Source organism: Rhodospirillales bacterium (assembly GCA_016710335.1).
In the GTDB taxonomy this organism is placed as follows: domain Bacteria; phylum Pseudomonadota; class Alphaproteobacteria; order Rhodospirillales; family Defluviicoccaceae; genus JADJXQ01.
On sequence record JADJXQ010000002.1, the window covers coordinates 88,762 to 115,509 of the forward strand.

The window sequence follows — 26,748 nt, forward strand, 5'->3', positions numbered from 1 at the left end:
GCCTTCAACAACGCGTGTCCGCGCGCGATCGACGGCATCGTCGGCTGAGCATTGCATCGGCTGAGCAATGCATGCGCTGGTCGACGTCGTCGCTCAATGCACGGCGGGTGCGAGCACAGCCTTCAATCCGCGAGCAAGATCCTGGTGCGAATACGGCTTCAGAAGCCAGGGCGCACTTTCATGGGAGCCCCGCCCATGCAGGGTCGTCTCCCTGGCATAGCCGGTGGTGAACAGCACCTTGAGCTTCGGGTACAAGCGATGCGCGGCGTCCGCCAGTTCTATTCCATTGATGCCTCCCGGGAGCTCGATGTCGGTGAACAGGACATCGGCATGGGTGCTGGCGAGAAGCTCCAGGGCGTCCTTCGCGGATGCCGCCTGCAGACTCTGCAGCCCCAATCGGTCGAGCATCTTCACCGCCACCCTGCGTAGCCTTGCCTCGTCCTCCACGACCAGAACGATCTTGGTCCCCAGGTCCGCCAGAAACACGTCCGGGGATGTTTCTTCCCGCCCCGCCGGCGAGGATGCCGCCCGCGGCAGGTAGAGCTTCACGCAGGTCCCTTGCCCGACCCGGCTGTAGATGCTGACGTGTCCGCCGGTCTGTTTGACGAAGCCGTAGACCATGCTCAGCCCGAGGCCGCTACCCTGCCCCACCTCCTTGGTCGTGAAGAACGGCTCGAACACCCGCTGCACAATTTCGGACGACATGCCGGCGCCGGTGTCGGCAACGGCGAGCAGCACGTACTCGCCGGGCGTCACCTCCTCGTACTGCCTGGCATAGTCCGCGTCGAGGACGGCATTGCGCGTCTCCAGCGTGAGCGTGCCCGCGCTCCGCATCGCGTCCCGTGAATTCACCGCGAGATTGACCAGCGCGTTTTCCAGTTCTCCGCGGTCGGCGAAAGTCTTCCACAGATCGGCAGCCAAGGATTCCTTGATGCAGACGTTCCCACCCAGCGTCCGGCGCAACAGGTCAGTCGTGCCCCTGACGACCTCGTTAAGGTCGATGACCACCGGCTTGAGCGGCTGCTTCCTCGCAAAGGCCAGCAAGCGGTGGGTCAGCTCGCCGCCGCGCTTTGCCGACCAAAGCGCATCATGGAGATATTCCCTCGTCTTGGCATCGTCGCCCACGCGCTCTTCCAAGAGCTGCAGGTTGCCGATGACGATGGCGAGCAGATTGTTGAAATCGTGCGCGATGCCGCCGGTGAGCTGGCCCACGGCCTGCATCTTCTGCGACTGGCGGAGCTGCTCCTCCACCTCCCGGCGCTCGGTAATGTCTTCCTTCACGGCGACGAAGTTGGTGATCCTGTCTCCATCCTTGACCGGCGCGATCGATGCGAGCTCCCAAAACAGCTCGCCGCTCTTCTTTCTGTTGAGCAACTCGCCGCGCCACACGTCGCCGGCGCAAATCGTGTTCCATAGTTCCGCATATTGCTCAGGCGGCGTGTGTCCGGACTTGAGAATGCGCGAATTCTGACCGACGGTTTCCGCCAGCGTGTAGCCGGTGACCTTGGTAAACTCCGGGTTAACATATTCGACAGTGCCGTTCCGATCAGTGATGACGACCGACATCGGGCTTTGCTGAATCGCTTGAAACAGCTTGCTCAGGTCCGCCTGCGATCTTTTCTGCTCAGTGATCTCCCGCGCATAGATGGCCACCTCCGAGACGGGCTCGTCGGGCCGAAGGGCGGGATAGAACCAGAACTCGAACCAGCGTGAGCGGATCTGCGCCTCCCAATGGACGAGCGTGGCGGTCGCGGCGACCTGCCGGACAAGGGCCATCCTCTGCTCCACCTGATCCTGCGGGAGGAGCCCATCGAGGTGAGCGCCGACCGGATTGGACCCGCCCGTCCTCTTGGCCAACCTGCGCTCCGCAGTCCGGTTGATGGCGAGAACCTCGCCCTGCGTCGAGACGAGCAGGATCTCGTCCTGGCTCGCGTCCAACAGCGCGCGCATGCGAATTTCGCTCTCGCGCACTGCTTCCTCCGCGCGCTTGCGGGCGCCGATGTCCTCGATGATGGCGATGCAGTATGCCGGATTGCCGTCATGGTCGCGTTGGACCGCGGACGTCAGGTCGACCCAAACGGCGTGACCATCCTTGTGAAGATATCGCTTCTCCAGGTGGTATGTATCGATCTCTCCGCGTATCAGGGCGGTGAACCGGTCAAGAGTGATCGGAAGGTCCTTGGGGTGCGTCAACTCCTGAAGGGTCTTTTGCAGAAGCTCTCCGCGGCTGTACCCGAGGATGTCACAGAGGCGCTGATTGACCCGCAGCCAGGCGCCGTCCGTTCCGACATTGGCGATCCCGACGGCGGCGTTCTCGAACGTGCCGCGAAAGCGCGCCTCGCTCTCGCGCAGAGCATCCTCCGCCTGCTTGCGTTCGGAAATGTCGAGGTTGAAACCGACCCAAGAGGTAATCCGGTCCCGGTCATCACGAACCGGCCGCCCCAGGCTGAGGATGGTGCGCCAGACACCGTCCCGGCCTTTGACGCGGTGCTCCCAAGTCCACTCGGAACCGGCGCGGACGCATTGATGCCAGGCGTGCAGGGCAGGTTTGATGTCTTCGGGTGGCAGCCGGTCCAACCATCCTCGCGGTTTCACCTCGTCCAGCGTCTTGCCGATGAGGTTGAGAAATGTCTGGCTGACGAATTCCACGCCACCTGCAGGATTGCACACCCAAACGCCATAGCGGATGGCCTCGCCGGCGGTGCGATAGCGGGCTTCCCTATCCCTGAGCGCCTCCACCGCGGCCAGTCGGGCGCGATGCAGGCGATCCACGCGCACGGCGCTCCACAATACGCCGGCCGCAAGAAGCGCAATGGTCGCCAGCGTGGTGAGCGCCAGCCGGAATTCCGGCCCATACGCACCGGCTTTCCTGCCGGCCTCGAACAGGATCGTGAGCAGCACCGGGCCGATGACGACAATCGGCAGCAGCATGCGCGCTGTGGTCGCGCCCGGAGTGTTGCCGAAGAGCGCCGCGATCCAGCCCGCGCCCGGACGCATGGCCAAGGCGCCCAGGAAAAGCACGACAAGACCGAGCGCCGCGTGCACGGCGACGGGCGTGAAGAGGGCGACGGACTGCAGGCTGCCGGCGCCGATGAGGTAGCCTAGAAGTGGCGCGGCCATGAAGAGCAGCCCGACTGCGCCGATGATGGAGACAACCCTTCGCGCCCAGGCTCTCCTGACGCGAGCGAGCAGAAGCATCGTACCGAGCAACGTAAAGGCAACCGACGTGGCCTCGGCGAGCCGTCCCGGGTGCGGAATGCCGGTCTGGTTGGTGACGGCGCTCGAGAAGAGCCACCGGTCGGCGCTGAGGTCTAGTCCTGTCGCGTATTGCAGAAGCGTCTGCAGGCCGATGATCAAGACCATGCCGGCCAGAGCCAGGGAGACCGCAACCGCGGTCCGGCCCGAAGCGGTGGCCGCCAGCAATGCTCCGCCGGCGAGGGCGATGGCCGTGGCGGTCCACGGCTGCATGGCGACCAGTCCGCGCAGCACGTTCTTCAGCGCTCCGACATCGAAGGCCCAGCCGAGCAGGACAGCGAGGCCGAGCGCGAGTGCCGCGAGCCCGCATCCCCGCGCGATGACTGCCCCGATCCTGGCGTCGACAGCGAGCGGACGCCCAAGCATGCCCTGGCCGCCGACGCTCTCGTCGAAAGCGCGATCCTGAGCGGCCATGGAACGTGTCTGCCAAACGAGCATCCCCAGCAGCAGCAAGGCCACCGACGCTCCGGCGAGCCAAGTCGTGCGCACGGGGTTCCAGAAGGGGGGCGGTGCGGCATACCACCGGGAGGAGAGCTCCCTGTACGCCGCCGAGCCGAGAAAATCGGCAACGGCCGCATCCAGCCGGTCGCGCAGAGCGGGCAGGTCCTGCCGCACGGCGATGGCGCGTTTCACCCCGGTCATGGGACCACCCACGACCTTGATCCAGTCGGCGAGGCGCGCCCTCTCGCTCACCTTCCACATCGAGCTCTCGAACGAGACGAGGGCGTCGATTTCGCCCGACATCAGGGCGAACAGCATGTCCTGCAGACGGGCATACGGCACGATACGCGCTCTCGTCTCCCGCTCGCTCAGGATTTCCGCCGACACCCCGCCTCTGATCACGCCCACCCTGCGGCCCGCGAGATCGTCCAGGCCGCGAATGTCGCCGGTATCCTGTCGGACAAACAGGGAGGAGGTCGACGTCACCACCGGGCGCGTGAACAGCATGCGCTCTTCGCGCGCCGGGGTGACCGACACCGCGGGAACGACATCGGCGTCACCACGCTCCAACGCCGCGATGAGATCGGCCCAGGTTTCGAATACGCGAAAGGTGATGCTCAGGCCGGCTCGTTTCGCCACGGCATTCATCATGTCGATGGCGAAGCCGCCCGGACGGCCGTCCGCTTCAGTGGCGTACTCGGGGTAGAAGTCACGGGCGACGGCGGCGACCACTTCTTCGGTTTCGGCCTGCGCCGCGCGCCCGCCAGAAGCACCGGCAATCAGCAACGGACCGATGATGACGAAGACGAGCAAAGCGAAGCGTCTGAATTCGCCCATGCTACCCTCTCGTGCGCAGGACCGCGCCTGATTCTTTGGCGAGCTGGGTCTAGACGGATCCTGGCGCCAGTGCGGCTCGGAGCTCGCCGATTTCGATCGGCTTGTGCAACGTTGTCACTGGTCTGAGGCCCTTGTACTCCGCCAGCACCTTGGCGTGGGCCGCGTAGTCCGGAGTGTAGCCAGTGATGATGATCAGACGCGCCGCGCAGCTCTGCTCCGCAAGCCAGAGCACCAGTTCGTTGCCGTCCATGCCCGGCATGATCATGTCGAGGATGATTATTGTAGGATCGAAGCTATCATACGCCTCGATGAACGCGCGCCCATCGGTCGTCACGCAGACCTTGTAGCCGAGCTCTTCAGCGACGTTGTTGACGAAGCGCCCGAAAGCCGCCTCATCGTCGCAGATCAACAACCGGTTGTTCTGCATTTCCACTCCGGCTCCGCTCTCGCCCCTGGGCGGACAGGCGCAGGATAGTGGATATGGCGGGAAAATGACACGAGGCCTTTCATCCGAGAATGCCCGGAACGGCGCCGCATCCAGGGCGATACCACAACCATTTCTACATGATTATCACGATCACGACGCAAGTCCGGCGTAGGTACCGGATGGTCTCTCCGGTTTTGGAGCGGCTCCAGGATTTGCGACCAGGTACCTGACGAGGACGACTCAGTCTGTGATCGACAGGCCATGAAGCACGGCCTCGATGACGGCCACATGGTCGCGCGCCGGGCGCCCGGCCGCCCCCGCCAGCGCCGCGCGGTCGAACATCCCGCTCAGCATGGTCGCCACGGCATCGAGCGGCAGGCGGAAGGCCTGATCCTTGCTTACTCTTCATACTCGAACGAATGATGCCGATAAGGGCTGAGGTGGCGGGTGGACGGCCGTGTCCGACAGCGGGTGGTCGCCACCGCCGGGCTGGTCTCCGCGCTCGCCGCTGGCGCGGAGGGGCCGCGCCTCTCGTGCCGGGCGGATCGGGCGCACCAGGGGCGTCTTGGGAGCGGGTGGTTACTCCGTCGTTTTTCCGTCGAAGTGCTCGTGCGCCGCGTTGGCCTCTTTGCAGGTGCTGTGGATCGTGCCGTCGACATGTTCGGGCGGGCCGTAGATCGTGTAGAGCCGGAGCGGCTCCGTGCCGGTGCTCACGACGTTGTGCCGTGCGCCCTGCGGCACGATGACGCCGTCGTCGGCCTTCACCTTGTGGCGGGCCCCGTCGATCCAGATCTCTCCCTCGCCCGCCTCGATACGGAAGAACTGGTCGCGGTCGTCATGGACCTCCTCGCCGATCTCGTCGCCGGGCTGGATCGCCATCAGAACGAGCTGGAGATTGTGCCCGGTGTAGAGAACCCGGCGGAAATCATCATTTTCCTCGGTGAGCTTCTCGATATCGTCGACGAAACCCTTCATTCGTACAGTCCTCCCGAACCCATCGATTGTCCAACGCGCCGGCCACGGCGGCCGCGACGTCGGGATCCCAACGCCTCCCGGGGCGCGTCGGTCTCTCGTGCTGACGGCATCGCCGTCTCCTCCGATCTCGCGCGTCCCGCCAACCGGCTTCCTGCGGCCTGTTCATCATACCATTCTTTCCACGAACGGCCACCGCTCGCGGCCGGCGCCGCGCGGCTGCCCGAAGCCCGGTCCCAGTTGCGGCCATTGCCCGGCGCCGTGGCCGGGAAGCGCCCGAACGCACGCCGTCCCCATCTGCACCGAAACAGATGCCGGCGAGATGGATCTTCGTGTCCGGGTGAGGCACATGGGCCCGGATCGCCAAACCCGCCGACGGGCGGCTGAACATCCCCTCTCGCCGTACTCATCGGGTTGACATGATCGGCCTTTCGGTATACCGCTTATGCGTCCTTCCGCATATGCGCAACGATTACAGGCGACCGGTCATGGACCTCCCACGGATACTGTCGGCGCTGTCCGAGCCGACGCGGCTCGGCGCCATGCAGATCATCTGGGACGGCGGCGAGCATTGCGCGTGCGAGTTGATGAGCCGCCTGAACGCAACCCAGTCTCGGATGTCCCGGCACATGGGTGCGCTCAAGGCCGCCGGACTGATCGTCGATCGGCGGGATGCCCAATGGGTCCGCTATCGTCGCAATCCCGATCTGCCTCCGAGCGTGGAGCGCATCATCGATGCCGTCATGGCAGCGGCGGAGACAAACGACAAGGTAGCAGCATGAGCATCGAGGCGATTGCCGCCCGCCCTTACGAGCAGAACCGCCCTCCTCTATGGAAATGGTTCGCGGGCCTTGCTCTCGCTCTCGTCGCGTGGGGGCTTGCCTACAGCCAGCTCGTTCGGGTGTCGGAGTGGCTGGTTTCGCTGATGCCCGTGGATCGCACGAGCCATCTTGGCGAGGCGCTCGCCTTCTTTTTCTACGATACGCCCAAGGTGCTGATGTTGCTGACGCTCATTGTCTTCGCCATGGGCGTCGTGCGCAGCTACTTCTCGCCCGAAAAAACGCGGGCCCTCCTCGCCGGCAAGCGCGAGGGCGTCGCCAACGTGATGGCAGCCGGTCTCGGCATCCTGACGCCGTTCTGCTCGTGCTCCGCGGTTCCGCTGTTCATCGGTTTCGTTTCGGCCGGCGTCCCTCTCGGGGTGACCTTTTCGTTTATCATCGCCGCGCCGATGGTGAACGAGGTTGCGCTCGGGCTCCTGTTCGGCCTGGTCGGTTGGAAGGTCGCCCTCACCTATCTGGGCTTCGGGCTCGGCCTCGCCATCGTCGCCGGCTGGGTCATCGGCCGACTCAAGCTCGAAGGCTGGCTGCAGGACTGGGTCAAGCAGATCCATGCCGGCGGTGGGACGTTCGTTCCAGACGAACGACTGGCCGTCGACGACCGGATCAGGCTTGGCATCGAGGCGGTCAAGGACATCGTCGGCAGGGTCTGGATCTGGGTCATCGCCGGTATCGCCGTCGGCGCAGTGATCCACGGCTACGTTCCGGCCGAGCTGATGGCCCGGATCCTTGGGGCGGATGCCTGGTGGTCGGTGCCGTCGGCGGTCGCCCTCGGCATTCCCATGTACACCAACGCGGCCGGAGTCATCCCGATCGTCGAGGCGCTGCTCGGCAAGGGAGCCGCCCTCGGCACGACGCTCGCATTCATGATGTCCGTGATCGCCCTGTCGCTGCCGGAAATGATCATCCTGCGCAAGGTTCTGACCCTCCGCCTGATCGCCGTGTTCGTCGGCGTCGTCGGCACGGGCATCCTCGCCGTCGGTTTCCTCTTCAACATGCTTTTCCACTGAGACCAGGCAAAGGAACACACGCAGTGAAGGACGTTAAAGTGCTCGGCCCCGGCTGCAAGCGCTGCGAGGCCGCCGAAGCGATGGTCAGGGATGCCGCATCGAGGCTCGGCATCGACGTCACGGTCGAGAAGGTGACCGACTATGCCGAAATCGCGCGATTCGGCGTCGCCTCGACGCCCGGAATCGTCATCGACGGCAAAGTCGTCCATGCCGGCGGCTTGCCGCAAGAAGGCGCCCTCGAGAAATGGCTGCAGTCCTGATTGCCGATCCGCGTTGAAAACTGAAAACCGATCGGACTGAAGCGCGCCCCTGTCGCCGGAGAGATGGCGTTGTGAGTTGACCGGAAGCGCCGGGTCTTCAGGGCGAGGGCGAGGCTTGACCGGCGGCCGACGGCGGCGGATGCTTGTACACAGAACTGTCATTGATGGCGACGGATCATGCCGGAAACCCGCACCTTCGACGATGTCAGCCCGGAGACGTGGGAGCGCATCAAGGCCGTCGGCCGCGACGAGCACGGAACGGTGTTCGACCCGCCGGACGCAGCGACCGGAACCGGCACGACGGCCACGCCGGTCGGCACCATCGTCATCGCCTACACGTTCGAACCCGAGACCCGGCGTCTCAGTTACAGCATTGAACACAAGCCGTTCCTGGTCCCGGAGTCGATGATCTGGAACGGCATCGCCCGAACCGTGGACGACTGCCGTCACGGTTAGGCCTACCGCAGATCCTGGAGAGCGGAGGTGAGGCGCGGTCGCGCAGCGCGAACCACGCCAGATTGGCGTTGCATGACTGGGCGAAGGCCAACCGGTGGACACAAGGCGCCTGGCGACCCCAACGGGATTCGAACCCGTGTCGCCACCTTGAAAGGGTGGTGTCCTAGGCCTCTAGACGATGGGGTCGCGGCCGCCTCCACGTAGCCATACGCGGCGGCAAAATCAAGCTTGGCGACGGCGGAGCAGAAATGCCGCCGCCGACACGGGCGCGGCTGTTAGCGGCGGACCGCGGCGACGGGCCTGCCGCGCATCCGCCGCTGCGCCGGTTTCGACTTCCGCGAGCTTTGGCGCCGTGCTAGCTTCCGGCCGGCTTGCGCACGGTCCGCCCGCGCGCCGGTCTCCGCCCGACGGCCGGGGGCGATGCCGCCACCGCCATGACGAAAGTCCCGAGTCGGATCCCAGGGGAAACAAGAGGAGATATCTCGCACCATGTTCTCAGGCAAAGTCCTGATCGCCCAAGGGGGCGGTCCCACGGCGGTGATCAACGAATCCCTGGTCGGCGCCGTCATCGAGTCCCGCAAGTGCCCGGACATCGAGCGCGTCTATGGCGCCTATCACGGGGTGCGCGGCATCATCAATGAAGACTTCATCGATTTGACGCGGGAGACCACCCACAACCTGGAGATGGTCGGCGACACCCCGGCGGCGGCTCTTGGCTCGACCCGCGACAAGCCTGATCCGTCCTATTGCCGCGAGATCTTCAAGGTCTGCCAGGCCCACGACATCCGCACGTTCTTCTACATTGGCGGCAATGACTCCTCCGACACGCTCCGCATCGTCCGCGATGAGGCGGTAGCCGCCAAGTACGACCTCAACTGCATCCACATCCCGAAGACCATCGATAACGACCTGATGGTCAACGACCACACGCCGGGTTACCCGTCGGCGGCGCGGTTCGTCGCCCTCGCCTTCGCGGGCGCCAACCTCGACAACAAGGCGTTGCCGGGCGTCTACATCGCCGTGGTGATGGGGCGTCACGCCGGCTTCCTGACCGCCGCGGCCGCACTCGGGCGCAAGTATACGGACGACGGCCCGCACCTCATCTACGTGCCGGAGCGGGTGTTCAGTCTCGATCAGTTCGTCCGCGACGTACAGAACGTCTACAATAAGCACGGGCGCTGCATGGTCGCCATCTCGGAAGGCGTCCATGACGCCAGCGACCAGCCGATCATCTCCCAGCTTGCCAAGAAGGTGGAGCGGGACGCCCACGGCAACGTCCAGCTTTCCGGCTCCGGCGCGTTGGGCGACCTGCTCTCCGACCACATCAAGGCCAACACCAACATCAGCCGGGTGCGGGCCGACACCTTCGGCTATCTGCAGCGTTCGTTCCTCGGCGTGGTCTCCGACGTGGACCGGCGGGAAGCCAGGGAAGTGGGAGAGAAAGCCGCGCAGTACGCCCGCTACGGCGACTCGACCGGGCACCACACCGGCTCGGTCACCATCCATCGCACCGGTTTTTACTCCGTCGAGTATCACCTTCGTGCCCTGGAGGAAATTGCCGGCAAGACCAAGGTCATGCCCGAGAACTTCATCAACGCCGAGGGCAACAACGTCACCGAGCACTTCCTGTTTTATCTGCGTCCGTTGCTCGGGTCGGGCATGCCGGAGGTGTCGCGCTTGCGCCTAAACAAGGTCAGAAAATTGCTGACGGAGTAGTGCACATACCCATTCGAGGGATTCGGTCGAATGGGTTGTAGTGTGCGCGAGAGTCAAGACGTTGCATGCAGCGGTGCATTCTTTGAATGCACCGCTGCACTAGCGCCGAGCCGACGGCGCGCAGGGGGCCCATGATTACCGGTCATCAGCCTGCTCCCCTGCCCGCCCCGGTTTCCTTTCAGGGAGCATAGCATGCCGCAGATCGTGACCCTGACGCTCAACCCGACGGTCGACATCACGTGGGACGTCGAGGACATCGTGCCGACGCGAAAATTGCGCTCCGGCGGCGGCTCGGTCCATCCGGGCGGCGGCGGCATTAATATCTCGCGCGTCATCGCCACGCTGGGCGGCGACAGCACCGCCATTTTCCCGAGGGGCGGGATCACGGGCTCGCTACTGACCGAACTGCTCGACGATTACGCCATCGACCGCCAGGTCATCACAATCCGCGGACACACCCGCCTCGCCGCCACCATGTCCGAACGCTCCACCCAGGAAGAATACCGCATCATCCCGCCGGGTCCGGACGTGAGCGAAAGCGAGTGGCAGGCGGTGCTCGACTGCATCGCCGATATCCGCTGCGAGTACCTGGTGTGCGCCGGCAGTCTGCCGCGGGGCGCTCCGGATGATTTCTACGCGCGCATCGCGACGATCGCCCGGGATCGGGGCGTCAAAATGATCCTCGACACCTCCGGGCGCGCCCTCGTTGAGGGACTCAAGGCCGGCGTATACCTGGTCAAGCCGAACCTGCGGGAACTGGAGCACCTGGTCGGGCGCAAGGCGCCGACGCCCGAGAAGCAGGTCAACGTAGTGCAGCAGATCATTGAGGAGGGTCGCGCCGATATGGTCGCCCTGACTCTGGGTGCGGAGGGTGCGCTTCTGGTCTGGAAGGACGGCGTTCTTCGCCTGGCGAGCCCCGAGGTAGAAAGGCGGAGTGCGGTCGGTGCGGGAAGCAGTTTCGTCGCCGGACTAACGTTAGGGCTGGCCGAGGGGCGGCCGCTGGAGGATGCCTTCGCCCTGGCTGTTGCCTGCGGCGCAGCGGCGCTGCTGACGCCGGGCGCGGAGCTTTGCCGGAAACCGGACGTCGACCGGCTGTACGCTGAGATTCAGACAAGCCGGCAGCGCCACTAATTCGCCTTTCAGGGAGAGCCACCATGCGGCGAGTCGTAACGCTGACGATCAATCCCTCCGTCGACATCGTCTGGGAAGTTGAGGAGATGGTGCCCCACAAGAAGCTGCGGGCGAGCGCCGGCAAGCTTTACGCCGGCGGCGGCGGCATCAACGTGTCACGGGCCATTTCACTGCTCGGCGGCGAGAGCTGGGCCGTGATCACTCGCGGCGGCCTGACCGGCACCCTGTTGACCGAATTGCTGGATGAAATCGGCCTTAGCCGCAGAACCATCAAGATCGCCGGCCATACCCGCCTCAGCGCGACCGTCTACGAGCGGGCAAGCGGCCTCGAGTACCGGGTGACGCCGCCGGGGCCGGAGGTCAAGGAGGACGAATGGAAGGCGTTCCTGGACATGGTGACGGAGACCGACGCCGAGTTCGTGGTGGCAACCGGGAGTCTCGCGCGCGGCGTCCCCAATGATTTTTATGCTCGGGTCGCCGCCGCCGCCAACAAGCGGGGCGCCAAGCTGATCCTCGATACATCGGGCCGCGCCCTTTACGAAGCGCTCGAGGAAGGCGTGTACGTGGTCAAGCCGAGCCAGCGCGAGCTGGAGAACCTCTTGGGTCGAAGGGCGTTTACCGAAGAGCAGCAGGAAGAACTGGCGATGCAGTTGGTCAACGACGGCAAGGCGCAGATCGTCGCGCTCACCCTCGGCGAGGATGGCGCGCTGCTGGTGCGGAAAGAAGGCAAGCTGCGCCTGCCGAGCCCGAAGGTGGAAGTGAAGAGCGCCGTCGGCGCCGGCGACACCTTCGTCGGCGCCCTGACCCACGGCCTCTCGGAAGGGCGGACGCCCGAGGACGCCTTCACCCTGGCGGTGGCGGCGGGCGCCGCGGCGGTCATGACCCTGGGGACGGAGCTGTGCCGCAAGGCGGACGTGGACCGCCTTTACGAGGGCCTGCGATCGATGAGCGCGGGCGTCTGATCCACCCGTATTCCTTCCGATCGAGGCGTCAAAGGCGAGCTGCCGGCCGGCTCTCATGCTGAGACAGGGCTCAGCTTCGACAGGCTCAGCATGAGGTGCTTGATGGCTATCAGGAAAGTTCCTACGACGCCACCGGTGCCACATCGTCGATCAGCAACTGGGACTTTGCGCACCCGTTCCAGGTGTTCAAGCGCAGCCGGCCGGCGACATGCATCAAGCCTCCGTCGCCCTGGGACAGCGCCCGGCCCAGCGGCTCACCAGCAACGCGGAACGCGATCGCGTCAAGGCGTGCGCCGCCGGGGTCGGTCAGCACACAACGGACGTGATCGGCGCCGACGACGGAGACATGGGCGAGACGGGCGCCGGGAATGACGAAGCGCGGCTCCGGGTTGCCGATGCCGAACGGACCGACGCGGGCGAGGATCGATACCAGGGATGGCGAGGCGCCGCCGACGCTGATGGCGCCATCGACCCCGAGCGCCGGCGCGCGGTTTGCCGCATCGACCGCCGTCGCCAGTCGATCGGAGAGGAACGCTCGCAGCGCTTCGATCTGATCGACCGGCACCGAAAAGCCGGCGGCCATCGGATGACCGCCGCCGCGCACGAGCAGACCCGCTTGGCGTGCGGCGATAACGGCGGCGCCCAGGTCGGCGCCTGGAACCGAGCGCCCAGAACCGGTGCCGACTCCCTTGCCAAGGGCGACGACGCAGACAGGGCGCGCCAGCCGCTCCACCAGCCGGCTGGCTACGATGCCGATAACTCCGGGATGCCATCCCTCCCCTGCGACCACGACGACGGGTGACCCGTCGCGATCTTGGCCCGCGGCGACGATGCGGGCCATGGCGTCTTGCAGAACCGCAGCCTCGATCTCCTGTCGCGCCCGATTGGCCTGGTCCAGGCGCTGCGCCATGGCGGTGGCGAGCGCCCCGTCGTCACACGCCAGCAGCCGCGCCCCCAGGCCGGCTTGCCCACCCGGCCGCCGGCATTGATCCGCGGACCGAAGATGAAGCCGGCGTGGTGCGCTCCCGGCGGCGTATCCAGATTGACAAGCTGCGCCAGGGCGTAGAGCCCCGCGTTGTTCCACTGGGCCATCACCTTCAGGCCCTGGGCGACGAAAGCGCGATTGATCCCAACCAGCGGCACGCAGTCGCAGACGCTACCGAGGGCGACCAGATCCAGCCACTGGCGGAGATCGGGCTCAGGACGGTCGACATAGTAGCCGCGCTCGCGCAGCACCCGGTTGACGGCGACGACGAGCAGGAAGGTGACGCCGATCGCCGCCAGGTACCGCAAGCCGCTGGTATCGTCGAGCCGGTTGGGATTGACGACCGCCACCGCCGGCGGCAGGTGGCCCTCGGCGGCGTGATGATCGGCGACGATGACGTCCAGGCCGGCGGCAGCAGCGGCGTCCAGCGCCTCGAAGGCGGTGATGCCGCAATCGACGGTCACCACGAGCGACGCGCCCCCCCGGTGCAGCGCCAGAAGCGCCTCGGCAGTGGGGCCGTAGCCTTCATTGAGACGATCCGGAACGTAGATCGTGAGATCCCGACCGACAGAGGCGAAGAAGCGGTGCAACAGGGCCGCGGACGTGGCGCCATCGACGTCGTAGTCCGCAAACACCGCGACCGACTCACCGCCTGCGACGGCGTCGGCGATGCGCCGGGCAGCGGCATCCATGCCGGCAAGGCGGCTGGGGTCGGGCAAAAGGTCGCGCAGGGTCGGGCGCAAGAACGCCTCCGCCTCGCCGAAACCGATGCCGCGCGCCGCCAGAATGCGACCGACCGCCTCTGGAACATCGAGCCGCTGCGCGAGACCTACGGCCAGGCGTTCATCGGTCGCCCGCACCCGCCAGCGTTTCCCGGTCACCGACCGCTCGACGCCGAGGAAGGCCCGGGTCTCCGTTCCGACATCCTCCTTCGCGGCGATCGCGGTATGCTGCATGTTCGTCTTTCGGCCGGGAGGTATCAAATGTTGCGGCCGTCACGATGGGAAAACGTACCGGCCGCCAAAGTTACGCTATGAAGCGGCGGCCGTGTAAAGCCGGCAACCCGAACGCCCTGTAGCCTGCGGGCATTGAAGCGCATTTCCTTCCGCATTCAGCCTTCGGGGCGAGCGCCGCTTACAGCGGCTCGATGCGAATCATGCGCGGCGGCTCGACGCTCGCCTCCAGCCGGCCGATCGCCTGCAGGCAGGCCACCATCGCCGCCTCCTCCGTGTCATGAGTGGTCATGACCACCGGCACCGCTTCGCCCGGCGAGCGCGACCGCTGCAGGACGGACTCCATCGAGACCTCGTGGTCGCGGAGTATAGCGGCAACATCGGCGAACACGCCCGGCTGATCCACCACCATGAGCCGCACGTAGTAGGGGCCGCGATGCCGGCCCATTGGAACCGCCGGCAAGGCCGCCAGCCGGGACGCCGGGACGCCGAAGGTGGGGATCCTGTGGCCGCGGGCGATGTCGGCGATGTCGGCGACGACGGCGGACGCGGTCGGCCGCTCGCCGGCCCCCCGTCCCTCCTGCATGATGGTGTCGACGAAGTCGCCGTCGGCAACCACGGCGTTGAACACCCCTTCCACGGTGGCGATCGGCGCACTGGCGGCCACCATGCACGGATGCACACGCCGTTCGACGCCGCGCTCGGAGAGCCCCGCGATGCCGAGAAGCTTGATGCGGTAGCCGAGTTCGTCGGCGAAGGCGATGTCCATCGCCGTGATATGACGGATGCCTTCCACATGCACCGCCTCGAAATCGACGGCGCAGCCGAACGCCAGCCCGGCCAAAATCGCGAGCTTGTGGGCGGCGTCCACGCCGTCGACGTCGAACGAGGGGTCGGCCTCGGCGTAGCCGAGCGCCTGGGCCTCCGCCAGGACCGTCTCGAACTCGCGGCCCGTGTCGCGCATCGCCGTCAGGATGTAGTTGCAGGTGCCATTGAGGATGCCGTAGACGCGGGTGCGGCGATTGCCGACCAGCCCCTCGCGGAGCGTCTTGACGATGGGGATGCCGCCGGCCACTGCGGCTTCGCAGGCGAGCACGACGCCCGCCGCTTCCGCTGCCGTGGCGAGCGTCGTGCCGTGATGGGCGATCAAAGCCTTGTTGGCGGTGACCACGTGGCGCCCGGCCGCGATGGCCTGCTCGACGACGGCGCGGCCGATCCCGTCGGCGCCGCCGATCAGTTCGACCACGAGGTCGAGGTCGGCATCGCTCACCATCTGCAGGGCGTCGTCGTACCAGGCTTGCGGGACCGTGGCGAAGCCACGCTCGCGGCGATCCGGGTCGGCGACGGCGGCGACCACGATGTCGCGGCCGCAGCGAACGGCGAGCAACTCCGCGTTGGCCTGCAACAGCTTGACGGTGCCGGTGCCGACGGTGCCGAGACCGGCTATCCCGACTTTCAAAGGTGCATGCGTCACGATGGTCCTGCTACTTCCAGTCACCCGGTCGGCGTGAGGACGCCCGTTTCCGGTGCGGCCACGTTGTGGTGACGGTTGAGGAAAGCCTTGATGTTGCGAACCGCTTGGCGGATACGATGGGCATTCTCGACGAAAGCGAAGCGCACGTGGCCATCTCCGTGCTCGCCGAAGCCGAGGCCCGGCGACACCGCCACCTTGGCCTCCTGCATCAAGAGCTTGGAGAACTCCAGGGAGCCGAGATGCCGGAATGCCGGCGGCAGCGGCGCCCATGCGAACATGGTGGCGGACGGTGACGGCACGTCCCAACCGGCGTTGTGCAACCCGGCGATCAGAATATCGCGGCGGCTCCGGTAGTGCTCGCGCATCTCCGCCACACACTCCTGCGGGCCATTGAGAGCGGCGGTGGCGGCCACTTGGATCGGCGTGAACGCGCCGTAGTCGACGTAGGATTTGACGCGGGCCAGCGCCGCGATCAGCTTGGCGTTGCCGCAGGCGAAGCCGATGCGCCAGCCCGGCATCGAGTACGTCTTGCTCATCGAGGTGAACTCGACCGCGATGTCCTTGGCTCCGGGAATCTGCAGCATCGACGGCGGCGGACCGCCGTCGAAGTAGATCTCGGCGTAGGCCAAATCCGACAGCAACCAGATGCCGTGCTCGCGGCAGAAGGCTACGACGTCCTTGTAGAACTCCAGGCTCGCGCACTGGGTCGTCGGATTGTTGGGATAGTTGAGCACCACTGCCGTCGGCCGCGGCACGCTGTGCTTGACCGCCCGGTCGAGCGCCCTGAGGAATTCGTCGTCCGGAGCGACGGGGATGCTGCGCACCGCGGCGCCGGCGATGATGAACCCGAACTGGTGGATCGGATAACTCGGGTTCGGGGTCAGGATCACGTCGCCCGGCGCGGTGATGGCGCCGGCGAGATTGGCGAGCCCTTCCTTGGAGCCGATGGTGACCACTGCCTCCGTGTCCGGATCGATGGCGACGTCGAAGCGGCGGGCGTAATACGCGGCGATCGCCCGGCGTAGACCCTTGATCCCACGGGATTCGGAGTAGCGGTGGGTTCGCGGATCCCGCACGGTTTCCGAAAGCTTGTCGACGATGTGCGCCGGCGTCGCGAAATCCGGATTGCCCATGCCGGAAATCGATGATGTCATCGCCGGCCGCGCGCGCCCGCGCCTTCATGGCGTTCACTTCCGCGAACACGTACGGGGGCAGCCGCCGAATGGCATGGAACTCACTGGGCATTGGTTTTCCTCTCTAAAATCCGCACAATCTACGGTGCGAGATAGATGTCTGCGCGGCCGCCTGCGCCCTCGCCGCCTGCGGCCGACGCGGCGACATCCTCGGCGCTGATCGCAATGCTGGCTTCCGGCACTCCGAGACGAGCCAACGCCCCGGCAACCGCATCGGCGCGGACACGCGCTCCCGTTTGGCCTCCCGGGCCGCCGCGCCCGATCACCCGCACGGATCCGCCGGTACGGCCGTAGCGGGCCGCTATGTCGCGCAAGGTGTCCTCCTCGCCTTCCGCGAGCCGGGAGCCGCCGTCGACAAATGAAACCGATGCCATCGGCTCTGCCACCTCAATGGATGCCGTAGCCTCCTCCGACGTTTCCCGGGCTGCCCTGAGGAACTGTTCAGCCGGCGATGGAAGCGCCGACTCGGCCGATCGCTGAGCACCGCTCGTCGGCGCTTCAACCGCAGGCAACGTGGGAGCGGGCGGCGGCGCCTCGGCCGGAGCCAGCGACGGCGTCGCCGGTACAGCCGCTATCGCCGTGTCATCCATAGACGGCGCGGAGGCCGATGTGGACGGCAGCGTCATGCCCGTGCTTCCCGCCGGCGCCGCTGCCGACCCCGCATCGGCAAGCGACGGCGGCGGAGGCGGCATGGCGGTCGGCGCGGGCGTCTCTAGAACCGGTCCCTGCAGGACGATGACGTCTCCCGAGTACCGGCGGCGCGCCCGATCCGCAACCAGCGCCTGCTCCAACTTCGCACGTTGCTCCGCCGTGCTCACCGCCGGCCGCTCCGGAACGTCGGCCAGATTGGGGAACGGCTTGCCGGCGCCCGGCACTTCGCCCGGCGGGGCGTAGGTTGCCTGCGCCTGTCCCTGTCCGCGGCCAGGCGCTGCGCCCTCGGCCGAAGACGGGCGAATCGGCCCTTGATCCGCGGTCGAATCGGGCGTCGAAGAGCAGCCGACCAGCGCCCCCGACGCGACAACACCCGCTAAAGGCCGCTGACGACGCCGCGCCCGATCCATCGCCGCCCTGGCCTTTCGTCGCTTGTGCCCGTCATCGTCGCCTCATTACGATTCTTCCCCCGACTCCGCCGTTCGGAGTGCCGTATCGTTCCCCTGGCGCGCCCGCCTCGCCAGTTCCGGATTGCCCGCTGCAATCGGCCCCCTTATCATAGAGACAAACGCTTGAGCGGGTCGAACCCCGCCTTGTTCGTCGTGCTGGCAGGCGGTGCAGCGTGTATTGTCGCCAAGGGCGACAACCCTGGTTTGCTGCGTCCGATCATAATGGATTGCATGATGCCCGATCAACAAGGCACCACGTCCGGCGCGACCGATGTTCCCGGATTGTCGCGCTCCCTCGCAGAAGTCGGTGAGCAGACACGCCGCTTGTTGATGGAGTGGTTGTCCGTCAACGGCGGCGATGCCCGTCAAGCGAGTCTGATGGACCCGCTCGGCGTCGCAAGTTCTTTCCTGGAACTGGCCGCCTCAATGTCATCCCATCCGACGCGGATGGTCCGGGCGCAGCAATCCCTGTGGCAGGATTTCATGGCGCTCTGGCAGAACACCGCGCTCAGGATGATGGGCGGGTCGGTGGGGCCGATGGTGCGGCCGAACGAGAGAGACTTCCGCTTCCGAGACCTGGCGTGGGAGGACAGCCACGTCTTCAGCTACATTCTGCAATCCTATCTCCTGACCTCCCGCTGGCTTTTGCGCACTTTCCATGACCTGGACGGCCTCGATGCGCACACCCGGGAGACGGTGGACTTCTATACCCGGCAGTTCATCAACGCGCTGTCGCCCAGCAATTTCGCAGCCACCAATCCGGAAGTGATTCGGGCGACCATCGCCACCGGCGGCGAAAATCTGCTGAACGGTCTGCGGCATCTGCTTACCGATCTGACCTCGGTCGGGTTCAACGCGGTGGTTACCACGACGCGGGCGTTCCTTCCTGGCGAAACGGTTGCCGCCACCCCCGGCAAGGTCATCTATCGCAATGCCGTGATGGAGGTCATTCAGTACGCGCCGCGCACCGCAACCGTCACGCGCGCGCCGTTGCTGTTCGTCCCGCCGTGGAGCAACAAGTATTACCTTGTCGATCTCGGCGACGACCTGTCCTGGGTGCGCTGGGCGACCGGGCGCGGGCACACCGTGTTCGCCATCTCCTGGGCCAACCCCGACGAACACCTCGAAGACGTGGGATTCGAGGACTACGTGCTGCACGGGCCGGTGGCCGCGCTCGACGCCATCCACAAGGCCACCGGCGAGACCGGCATCAACACCGTCGGTTACTGTCTGGGCGGCACCTTGCTGGCGGCCGCCATCGCATACCTTGCGGCGCGCGGCGATACGCGGGTCGGCAGCGCCACCTTCCTCGCAACGATGCTCGATTATGCGGAGCCCGGACCGCTCGGCGGTTACATCGATCAAGCTGCCATCGACTGGCTGGCCGACATGCGCAACGGGATTGGCCATGCCGACGCCACGAGCCTCTCCACCATGGTCAGCCTGCTGAAGGAGAATGACCTGATCTGGTCGTTCGTCGTCAATAACTACCTCCTCGGCCACGACACGTTCCCGGCCGACCTGTTGCGCTGGAACGCCGATACCACCCGCATGCCGCCGGCGCTGCATTGCTTCTATCTCGATACCCTGTTCCGCAAAAACCAACTCATCGAGCCCGGCGGAATCACCATTCGCGGCGAGCCTGTCGATCTCCGGTGCATCACCGTCCCCGCCTACTTCGTCGCGGCGCGGGAGGACCATATCGCGCCGTGGCAATCGGTCTTCAAGGGTGCGCGGCAGTGGCCGACTCCTGCCCGCTTCACGCTGGCCGCATCCGGCCATGTCACCGGGATCGTCAATCCTCCGGCCGCCAATAGATATTGCCACTGGACTTCGGCCCGCCACCTGCCCTCCCAACCGGAGCACTGGCTGGCCGGCGCCGCGCAACGTCCCGGATCGTGGTGGCCTCACTGGGACGCGTGGATCAAGCGCCTTGGCAAGCACCCGCGGGTGCCGGCCCGCCAGCCTGGCGCCGGCGGCCTCGACATCCTGGATGACGCGCCAGGCACATACCTCCGCGCAACGGCCTGACTCCCCCTCCGCCACCCGCCTGCCCCGCAGGACGGGTCAGCGAAGCGTAACCCGTCATCACCCCGCGCCGCACGCACCCAAGGAAGCCCGGTGCCCTGCCCAGCCGCCGGAAGAAGCCTGGAAACTTCGGGTAGAACTAATGCTCCATTTGCGGTAAGCATCTATCATTTTAAGGTGATTGATTTTCCTCTTGAACGCTGGTAGTAGCTCCGCCCGGAAAAACACAATGGTCCGGCGAACGGATTCGGCGCGGAGGAACAATCGCCATGTCTACGGGCATCTCGGCTAAACAGACGATTCTCGTCGTTGCACCCCACCCCGACGACGATCTCATCACCTCTGCGGGGATCATTCACGGCGCCGTCCTGCGCGGCGACGACGTGGTCGTGGTGTACATGACCAACGGCGACATCGCCGGCAAGGCGCACGGTCTCGAGCGTCAGGACGAGGCGGTCAGCGGACAGGCCCGTCTCGGTGTTGCGGAACAGAAGCTGATCTTTCTCGGCTACCCGGACGCGGCGCTGCGCGAGATCCACGACAATTATCAGGATCCCAATTCCGTCTACACCTACTTCAACGGTTACTCCACCACCTACGGCGCCCGGGGTCTGGGCGGGACCGACTACCACAGCCACGTCTTCGGGACGCCGGCGAATTACAACGCGCCCAACATCGTGGCGGATCTGAAGCACGTACTCGACACGTACCGGCCGGACCAGATCTTCACGACGGCTTTCGAAGACACCCATCCCGATCACAAGCTGACCTATGTCTTCCTGAACGAGGCGCTCGACGCGCTCGAACCCGAAGCTCCGGGCTACTACCCGGCGATGCACAAGACGCTGGTGCACGTGGAGGGAGAGACCGATTCCGGATGGGCCGAGCCCGATCCCGAGGCGCTCACGCCGGAGCCGCCCAACATGCACCTGTTGCAGGCGTTGCACTGGGCCGATCGGGCCAGCATCAACGTCGACGAACATCTGCAAGACGCGGCCTTCCTGCAGAACCTCAAGGCCAAGGCGATCGTCTCGCATGCCTCCCAGGGCGGCGAGGACCCCAATGGCTACCTGCAGTCCTTCGTCCACAAGGACGAGTTCTTCTGGGTGGAGGAGACCCGCGGCTCCAACACCCCGCCCCACGTCGAAGCCGGCCAGGACCTCACCGTCGTTCCGGGCGCAACGGTGACCCTGGATGCCGGCCGATCGTTCGATCCGGAAGGCGCCGGCCTGCAGTATGCCTGGGTCCAGGCGTCCGGCCCGGCCGTCACCCTCAACAACGCCGGATCGGCGAGGCCGACGTTCGTTGCGCCGGAGGTCGGTGCAGAGGAAGTTCTCCGGTTCGAGCTTCGGGTCAGCGACGGCCAGTACGTGAGCGCAGCGGACTCGCTCTTGGTGACGACGCTTCCGAGCGGCGGCGGCACCAACATCGCCAGCCTTGCGGAGGTCACGGCGTCATCGGAGTCGCCGTCGACCCACCAGTTGGCGGTGAAGACGATCGACGGCATCGCCGACGGATGGCCCGGTGACTACACCAAAGAGTGGGCGACCGCCGGCGGCGGCGTGGGCGCCTGGATCGAGCTGTCGTGGGATAGTCCCATGGTCATCGAAGGGGTCACGCTGTTCGACCGTCCCAACCCCGACGACCAGATCACGTCCGCGACCTTGACTTTCGGCGACGGCACCGACATCGAAATCGGCGCACTCGTCAACGACGGCGCCGCCACCATCTTCGGTTTCAGCCCGATCACCACGGACAGCCTGCGCCTGACCATCGACGGCGTGTCCGCCTCGACCGGCAACGTGGGTCTGTCGGAGTTCGTGGTGAGCGGCAAGGAGGCGCCCGTTGTAACGCCCAACATTGCGGGACTGGCGACGGCGACGGCCTCTTCGGAGACGCCGGCCACCCAGCAACTGGCCTCCAAAGCAATCGACGGTGTGGTCGACGGGTGGCCCGGGGACTACACGAACGAGTGGGCATCGTTCAACGGCGGCGCCGGCGAGTGGCTCCAGCTCACCTGGGACCAGGACATGCTGATCGAGGACGTCACCCTGTTCGACCGGCCGAACTTGGACGATTACATCACGTCGGCGACGCTCCACTTCAGCGACGGGACCACCATCCCGGTCTCCGGCTTCGACAACGATGGCACGGCGACCGAAGTCGCCGACTTCGCGCCGATCCGAGCGTCGAGCCTGAAGGTCACGATCGACTCGGTGTCGCCCTACACCTCCAGCGCCGGCCTCGCCGAAATCATCGTCCGCGGGGAAGCGGCGCCCCTTCTGCTGACGGTTGCCGCCGCCAACGTTGCCGGCGAGGCCACCGTCAGCGCGTCGTCGGAGAATGCGTCGACATATCAACTGGCGTCCAAGGCGGTCGACGGCATGGCCGACGGATGGCCGGGCAACTACACCCACGAGTGGGCGACGGTCGGCGGCGGCGCCGGTTCGTGGATCGACTTGGCGTGGGACGAAACCATGGTCGTGGAGAAGGCTATCCTGCACGATCGTCCCAATGCCGACGATCAGGTGCTGGCGGCGTCCCTGGTTTTCGAAGACGGCACCCGGATCGCCACCGGCGAACTCGCCAACGATGGCGCGCCGACGCCGGTAAGTTTCGAACCAATCGCCACCACAAGCCTCCGCGTCGAGATCGACGCCGTGTCCGGCTCCACCGGCAACGTCGGCCTGTCGGAACTGGTGGTGCTGGCAACGCCGTACAGCGACTCGTCGATTCCGGAGATCGGCTGACCGACGCGCCCCGCAGGACGGATCAGCGACGCGCAAGCCGTCAATCCGCCATCACCCCGCGCTGCCGGCGTCGGCGCCTCGTCGCGTCAGCTGCCGAGGCGAGCCAGCAATTGGCCGGCGGCGGCGTAGGGGTCCATTTCGCCCGCCAGAGAGCGGGCCACCAGCGCGTCGAGCATGTTCCGCCGCTTGACGACAAGTTCCTCGCGCACGATGTCCTCGGCGGCCTTGAGGATGCGCATCTCCAACATCTGCCGCCGGCGCGCTTCCATTTCGCCGCTGTCATAAAGGTGGCGGCGGTGGGCGTCTATCACCTCGACCAGCCGCTCGATGCCGTCGCGGTTCTGGGCGCTGGTCGGCAGCACCGGAATCTTCCAGCCGGAGTCGAGGCGGCCGACGCCGCCGAGGTGCAGCATGGTCTTGAGTTCTGTCACCGCCTTGTCGGCGTCGGGCCGGTCGGCCTTGCTGACGACGTGGATGTCGGCGATCTCCAGGACACCTGCCTTGATGGCCTGCACCTCGTCGCCGAGCCCGGGCGCCGAGACGACCACAACGGTATGAGCGGCCTGAACCACGTCGACCTCATCCTGACCGACGCCGACCGTCTCCACCAGCACCAGATCGAAACCGGCGGCGTCGAACACGTCCGCCACATCGAGGGCGGCGCGGGACAATCCGCCAAGCGAACCGCGCGTCGCCAGCGACCGGATGAAAACGCCACGGTCGCCGGCCAACTCGCTCATGCGGATGCGGTCGCCGAGGATGGCGCCGCCCGAAAACGGGCTGGACGGATCAATGGCGACGATTCCGACGGTTCGGCCGGTGGTTCGCACGTGCTGAGCAAGGGACCGCACCAGTGTCGACTTGCCGGCGCCCGGCACGCCGGTGATGCCCACGATGTGGGCGCGACCGGCGCGGCGGTGCACCTCGGCTACGAATCGCCGCGCAGCCGGCTGCGTCGATTCCGCCACCGACATGGCCCGCGAGACGGCGCGGCGGCGCCCTTCCAGCAATTCGGCCAGCAAGGCATCGTCCAGCGGCGCATCCCGGTCCGCCTGGGCCGTGACCGCATCAGGCATCGGCGCGCCGCCGGCCAACACCCTCCGCCGCCAGATATTCCTGTCCGAGGCGGACGTAATGGGGAGCGGTCGACGCCATGCCCTCCCATTCCTCGGCGCTCAGATCGCGAAGATGCTTGGCCGGCCGCCCCGCCCACAACTGCCCCCTGCGAATGCGCTTGCCGGGGGTGACCAGCGCCCCGGCCGCCACCATTGCTCCGCCTTCCACGACGCATGCATCCATCACGGTTGCCTGCATGCCGATGAAACAGGTGTCTTCCAGGGTGCAGGCGTGGAGCAGCGCCATGTGGCCGATGGTCACGTCGCAGCCGATGTACGTCCCGTACTTCTGGCGCGTGACATGAATTATGGTGCCGTCCTGGATGTTGGTGCGCTCGCCAATGCGGATTTCGTTGACGTCGCCGCGGATGACGCAGCCGAACCACACGTTGGTTTCGGCGCCGATGACGACGTCGCCGACCACCGCCGCAGTCGGAGCGATGAACGCAGTGTCGGCAATCTGCGGCAGGATCTGCCGGTAGGGCAGGATCAGACCCGGCATGTGCTCTCTCCCCTTGTTGTTGACAACGTTGCCGCAGCGTCTACTTGATGAGCGCCACCAGTTCCCGGAACTCCGGAGTCCCCGCTTTCGCCATCCATTCGAACACCACCATCTCGGTGGTGACGAGATGCGCGCCGGCGGCTTCGAGGCGGGCGAGCGCCGCTTGATGGTTGGCGTGGGTCCGCGACGACGTGGCATCGGCGACCACAAAAACGTCGTAGCCCGCGGAGACCAGATCATCCGCCGTCTGCAGCACGCACACGTGCGCCTCGATGCCCGCAACCACCGCCTGCCGACGTCCGAGCGCCTCCAGCCTGTCTGCGAAGAAATCCTCCCGGAGGCAGGAGAAATGCATCTTCTCCACCACGCTGTTGTCCGGCAGCAGTTCCGCCACCGGCGACACGGTGTGCCCGATGCCGCGCGGGTACTGCTCGGAGGCCAGGACCGGGACGCCCAACCGGCCGGCGGCGCGCATTAAGAGCCGCGTATTTCCGACGACCGCGTCCGGATCGGCCATGACCGGCAGCAGGCGGGACTGAATGTCGACGATCAACAGGCACGACTCGTCGGAATTGATCAACATGGACGCACTCCTTGACCGGCAGCGCTGCCGTTCTTCTTGACCGGCGACGACGCCTTTCTGTTTGACCGGCGACGCCTTCTTTTTGTCAGCGGCGACGCCTTGCGAGCGTAGACGAAACACTGCCGAGGTCCAAGGTCGCCGCGCGCATTTTTCGTCGGCGACCGCCACCGCCGTTGACTTTGAACAAGCGGCATCGCATAAAGTGCTCAAGCACTTTCGCTTGGTATCGTAGCCGAGGCCGGCATCCACACATCGCACGCGACGGGTTTCTCCGAACTCGGTCTCAGCCAGGACGTTCTTCGCGCCGTTGCTGACGCCGGCTACGCGCAGCCTACGCCTATTCAAGAGCAGGCGATCCCGACGGTGTTCGCTGGACGCGACATCTTCGGCAGCGCTCAGACCGGAACGGGCAAGACCGCTTCGTTCACCCTGCCGATGATCGACATTCTGGCGGCCGGCCGCGCCAAGGCGCGCATGCCGCGATCGCTGATCCTGGAGCCGACCCGCGAGTTGGCGGCGCAGGTTGCCGACAACTTCGACACCTACGGCAAATATCACAAGCTGAACAAGGCGTTGATCATAGGCGGCGAGTCGATGGGGGATCAGGTCCGGGTCCTCGAACGGGGGGTCGACGTTCTCATCGCGACGCCCGGGCGCCTGCTCGACATGTTCGACCGCGGCTATCTGTTGATGAACGACGTCAAGATCCTGGTGATCGACGAGGCCGATCGCATGCTGGACATGGGGTTCATCCCCGATGTCGAACGCATTCTGTCGCTGGTGTCCCGCAAACGCCAGACCTTGCTCTTCTCCGCCACCATGCCGGCAGAAATCCGCCGGCTTGCCAGCGCATTTCTGATCAATCCGAAGGAGATCATGACGTCGCCGTCATCGACGCCGGCGGAGACGGTGGCGCATGGCTTGGTGGTGATCGCCGGCAAGGAAGGGCTGGTGCCCAAGAACAAGCGGGCGGCGCTGCGCCGGCTGATCGATTCCAAGGACATCGGCAACGCGCTCATCTTCTGTAACCGCAAGCGCGATATCGGCATATTGCAACGATCGTTGCAGCGCCACGGCTACGACGCCCAGATGCTGCACGGGGACATGGCGCAATCGGCGCGTACCGAGGTCCTCGCCCGCTTCAAGGGCGGCGGCCTGCCGCTCCTGGTGTGCAGCGACGTGGCCGCGCGCGGCCTCGACATCGCCGGCGTGGACGCGGTTATCAACTTCGACGTGCCCCGCAACCCGGAAGACTACATTCACCGCATCGGACGCACCGGCAGGGCCGGGCGCCCAGGCCGGGCCTTCACCGTCGCGACCCCCGAAGACGGCAAGTACGTGGCCGGCATCGAAACGCTGATCGGCAAACCGATCGACCGCTTGACTCTCGAAGGTATCGAGGTCGGAGACCTTGCGGAAGAGGAGCGCGACGGCCGACGCCGCCGTGGCCGACGCGAACGCGCGGCGCCGAAGGCCCTGAAGCCGCGCGCGGCGCGGCCGGCACCCCCACGACCAGCACACGGGCGCCCCGCCAAGACGGAACAGCCGCGGACGGAAACGGCGCGCGCGGCGTCACCTTCCCCGCAGCGGCAAGGTAACAAAGTGCCAGCCGCCCCCGACCGAGAGCGCAACGGTCGCTCGAAGCGCCAGAAATCGGATGCGGGCGGATCGGACGGTGAAGCGGTCGTCGGCATGGGAAGCCACGTCCCGGCATTTCTCCGGCGCGTCCCCAAGCTTCGCGATTGAGGCCGGGCGCGGGATC

The 26,748-nt window shown here is 66.1% G+C and carries 19 protein-coding genes, 1 tRNA gene and 2 pseudogenes; 11 read left to right on the forward strand and 11 right to left on the reverse strand.

What is annotated here, in order from left to right; all coding sequences use genetic code 11:
- Positions 1-93 precede the first annotated feature (93 nt).
- Positions 94-4,533 (reverse strand): PAS domain S-box protein, encoded by a 4,440-nt coding sequence (locus IPM60_03675; protein MBK8907016.1) that lies wholly within the window; start codon positions 4,531-4,533, stop codon positions 94-96.
- 49 nt (positions 4,534-4,582) lie between these two features.
- Positions 4,583-4,966, reverse strand: a complete 384-nt coding sequence (locus IPM60_03680; GenBank protein ID MBK8907017.1) for a response regulator — start codon at positions 4,964-4,966, stop codon at positions 4,583-4,585.
- 255 nt (positions 4,967-5,221) lie between these two features.
- Between IPM60_03680 and IPM60_03685 the strand changes: the two genes are divergently transcribed.
- Positions 5,222-5,383, forward strand: a complete 162-nt coding sequence (locus IPM60_03685) for a hypothetical protein (GenBank protein ID MBK8907018.1) — start codon at positions 5,222-5,224, stop codon at positions 5,381-5,383.
- Between the two features lie 156 nt (positions 5,384-5,539).
- Here IPM60_03685 and IPM60_03690 read toward each other — a convergent pair whose 3' ends face one another.
- Positions 5,540-5,935, reverse strand: a complete 396-nt coding sequence (locus IPM60_03690) for a cupin domain-containing protein (GenBank protein MBK8907019.1) — start codon at positions 5,933-5,935, stop codon at positions 5,540-5,542.
- 485 nt (positions 5,936-6,420) lie between these two features.
- On the opposite strand from IPM60_03690, the gene IPM60_03695 reads away from it, so the two are divergent.
- From IPM60_03695 to IPM60_03710, 4 genes are all read left to right on the forward strand, one after another.
- Positions 6,421-6,714: a metalloregulator ArsR/SmtB family transcription factor gene (locus tag IPM60_03695; protein MBK8907020.1), complete on the forward strand. Its 294-nt coding sequence runs from the start codon at positions 6,421-6,423 to the stop codon at positions 6,712-6,714.
- Positions 6,711-7,778, forward strand: a complete 1,068-nt coding sequence (locus tag IPM60_03700; GenBank protein MBK8907021.1) for a permease — start codon at positions 6,711-6,713, stop codon at positions 7,776-7,778. Before IPM60_03695 ends, IPM60_03700 begins: the two co-directional genes overlap by 4 nt.
- A gap of 23 nt (positions 7,779-7,801) precedes the next feature.
- Entirely contained in the window at positions 7,802-8,038 is a 237-nt protein-coding gene (locus tag IPM60_03705; GenBank protein ID MBK8907022.1) for a thioredoxin family protein, read from the forward strand.
- A gap of 177 nt (positions 8,039-8,215) precedes the next feature.
- Complete coding sequence (locus tag IPM60_03710) at positions 8,216-8,494, forward strand: hypothetical protein (protein MBK8907023.1); 279 nt, start codon at positions 8,216-8,218, stop codon at positions 8,492-8,494.
- A gap of 110 nt (positions 8,495-8,604) precedes the next feature.
- Here the strand turns inward: IPM60_03710 and IPM60_03715 are convergent.
- Positions 8,605-8,680, reverse strand: a tRNA-Glu gene (locus IPM60_03715).
- Between the two features lie 303 nt (positions 8,681-8,983).
- Between IPM60_03715 and IPM60_03720 the strand changes: the two genes are divergently transcribed.
- The 3 genes from IPM60_03720 to IPM60_03730 all read left to right on the forward strand — a co-directional run bounded on the left by IPM60_03720 (position 8,984) and on the right by IPM60_03730 (position 12,303).
- Positions 8,984-10,210, forward strand: coding sequence for a 6-phosphofructokinase (locus IPM60_03720; protein ID MBK8907024.1), 1,227 nt, complete (start codon positions 8,984-8,986; stop codon positions 10,208-10,210).
- A 192-nt stretch (positions 10,211-10,402) separates the two neighbouring features.
- Positions 10,403-11,341 carry a 1-phosphofructokinase family hexose kinase gene (locus tag IPM60_03725; protein ID MBK8907025.1) on the forward strand — a complete coding sequence of 313 codons (939 nt, stop codon included), beginning with the start codon at positions 10,403-10,405 and terminating at the stop codon, positions 11,339-11,341.
- A 23-nt stretch (positions 11,342-11,364) separates the two neighbouring features.
- Positions 11,365-12,303 (forward strand): 1-phosphofructokinase family hexose kinase, encoded by a 939-nt coding sequence (locus IPM60_03730; GenBank protein MBK8907026.1) that lies wholly within the window; start codon positions 11,365-11,367, stop codon positions 12,301-12,303.
- A 121-nt stretch (positions 12,304-12,424) separates the two neighbouring features.
- Here the strand turns inward: IPM60_03730 and recJ are convergent.
- The 4 genes and pseudogenes from recJ to IPM60_03750 form a co-directional block, all read right to left on the reverse strand.
- Positions 12,425-14,244 (reverse strand): annotated as a pseudogene (recJ, locus tag IPM60_03735) (single-stranded-DNA-specific exonuclease RecJ).
- A 178-nt stretch (positions 14,245-14,422) separates the two neighbouring features.
- Positions 14,423-15,715, reverse strand: a complete 1,293-nt coding sequence (locus IPM60_03740) for a homoserine dehydrogenase (GenBank protein MBK8907027.1) — start codon at positions 15,713-15,715, stop codon at positions 14,423-14,425.
- Between the two features lie 20 nt (positions 15,716-15,735).
- Positions 15,736-16,960, reverse strand: a pseudogene (locus IPM60_03745) (LL-diaminopimelate aminotransferase).
- Between the two features lie 28 nt (positions 16,961-16,988).
- Positions 16,989-17,969 (reverse strand): hypothetical protein, encoded by a 981-nt coding sequence (locus IPM60_03750; protein MBK8907028.1) that lies wholly within the window; start codon positions 17,967-17,969, stop codon positions 16,989-16,991.
- A gap of 273 nt (positions 17,970-18,242) precedes the next feature.
- Here IPM60_03750 and phaC point away from each other — a divergent pair, with 273 nt between their 5' ends.
- Positions 18,243-20,039 (forward strand): class I poly(R)-hydroxyalkanoic acid synthase, encoded by a 1,797-nt coding sequence (gene phaC, locus IPM60_03755; GenBank protein ID MBK8907029.1) that lies wholly within the window; start codon positions 18,243-18,245, stop codon positions 20,037-20,039.
- Between the two features lie 266 nt (positions 20,040-20,305).
- Positions 20,306-22,786 carry a PIG-L family deacetylase gene (locus IPM60_03760; GenBank protein ID MBK8907030.1) on the forward strand — a complete coding sequence of 827 codons (2,481 nt, stop codon included), beginning with the start codon at positions 20,306-20,308 and terminating at the stop codon, positions 22,784-22,786.
- Between the two features lie 86 nt (positions 22,787-22,872).
- Here the strand turns inward: IPM60_03760 and meaB are convergent, their stop codons facing one another.
- From meaB to IPM60_03775, 3 genes are read right to left on the reverse strand one after another with little or no spacing between them, the layout of a single operon-like run.
- Entirely contained in the window at positions 22,873-23,862 is a 990-nt protein-coding gene (meaB, locus tag IPM60_03765; GenBank protein ID MBK8907031.1) for a methylmalonyl Co-A mutase-associated GTPase MeaB, read from the reverse strand.
- Complete coding sequence (locus IPM60_03770) at positions 23,855-24,403, reverse strand: gamma carbonic anhydrase family protein (protein ID MBK8907032.1); 549 nt, start codon at positions 24,401-24,403, stop codon at positions 23,855-23,857. The genes meaB and IPM60_03770 overlap by 8 nt, the downstream gene beginning before the upstream one ends.
- A 40-nt stretch (positions 24,404-24,443) precedes the next feature.
- Positions 24,444-24,986, reverse strand: a complete 543-nt coding sequence (locus IPM60_03775; GenBank protein ID MBK8907033.1) for a hydrolase — start codon at positions 24,984-24,986, stop codon at positions 24,444-24,446.
- A gap of 243 nt (positions 24,987-25,229) precedes the next feature.
- Here IPM60_03775 and IPM60_03780 point away from each other — a divergent pair, with 243 nt between their 5' ends.
- A complete protein-coding gene (locus tag IPM60_03780; protein MBK8907034.1) occupies positions 25,230-26,732 on the forward strand; it encodes a DEAD/DEAH box helicase in 1,503 nt (500 codons plus the stop codon).
- Positions 26,733-26,748 lie beyond the last annotated feature (16 nt).